This is a genomic window from Caulobacter sp. (assembly GCF_017744445.1).
Taxonomy (GTDB): Bacteria; Pseudomonadota; Alphaproteobacteria; order Caulobacterales; family Caulobacteraceae; genus Caulobacter.
This window is the reverse complement of sequence record NZ_JAGIBH010000043.1, coordinates 1-1150: the sequence shown is the minus strand read 5'-3', so window position 1 is coordinate 1150 and position 1150 is coordinate 1. Positions and strand designations below refer to the sequence as shown.

Below are 1150 nucleotides of genomic sequence, written 5' to 3'. Positions count from 1 at the left end.
ATCGCGTAGGGCAGGTACTCCTCCATGCCTGGTGCGCCGAACAGTTCGACCGCACGCTGCTGGTCGGCCATGTCTTCGGAGTGCTCGAACGGCAGGTAGAAGAAGGCACGCAGCGACGGCCCGGTCGCCGCGTCGTGGCCGGCGGCCAGCGCGCGGTGGGCGTAATGCCGTGCCAGCCCGTCGCTGGCGAAGGCGTGGCCGCTGCCGCGGAAAATGTTGCGCGGGATCTGGTCGAGCAGGACCAGCAACGCCAGCGCGCCCTCGGCCGACGCCAGCCAGTCCTCGCAACCGCGCCGGGCGGCGAGCAGGTGCGCATCGAGGAAGCGCGTCTCGCATTGGCGGTCGAACGCCTCGCCGCCGTTGATCGCGCCGGCCAGCGTGTCGAGCTTGAGGTCGCGCTTGCCGCCGGCGTCGCCGGAACTGTCGGCGCTGCCCTTGTCGTCCGACGACGACTGCCACCAGCGGCGCTTGGGCTTGTCCTGCGGCTTGCCGCTGTTCTTGCGCAGGTATTCGCTGGCGTCGATGAACGCGGCGCGGTAACCGGCGACATTGCCCATCCGCGTGGACGGGGCGACGCCCTTGCCGCCATAGACACGCTTGGGGTTCTCGCCGCAGGCCATCTTCAGGCCCCACGGCGCGCCGGGGAATTTCATCGCCTGGTAGGTGGTGGCCGGCACGTTGCGCAGGGTCACGCCGCGGCCGCCGACCAGGTTGGCCGAGCCGGGCAGCACCTGCAGGGTGGTGATGCCGCCGGCCAGCGCGGTTTCGAAGCCGGGATCCTGCGGCCACACCGAATGCTCGGCCCAGACGTTGGCGGTGACCGGCGCGGTCATCTCGTTTCCGTCGCTGTGCGCCTTCACTCCCGGGCTCGGGTACACGCCCAGGTGCGAGTGCACGTCGATGATCCCCGGGGTGACCCACTTGCCGCTCGCATCGACCACGCGGGTGCCTGCGTCGGCCTGCAGGCTGGTGCCGACCTGCACGATCCTGCCGTCGCGCATCAGCACGTCGGCGCCATCCAGGCGCTGGCCGGTGCCGGTGAGCACGGTGGCATTGCGCAGCAGCACCGGCTCGGACGGCAGCGGCTTGTAGGTGCTGGGATATGGATCGTCGGTGAAGCGCGAGGCGGCGGTCGCGGCCGGCATCAGGC

The 1150-nt window shown here is 70.8% G+C and carries 1 protein-coding gene; it reads right to left on the bottom strand.

From position 1 onward, the window contains the following. On the bottom strand, window positions 1–1145 hold a 1145-nt coding region (locus J7528_RS23425; RefSeq protein WP_291879667.1), incomplete at its 3' end, for a DUF924 family protein. Window positions 1146–1150 lie beyond the last annotated feature (5 nt).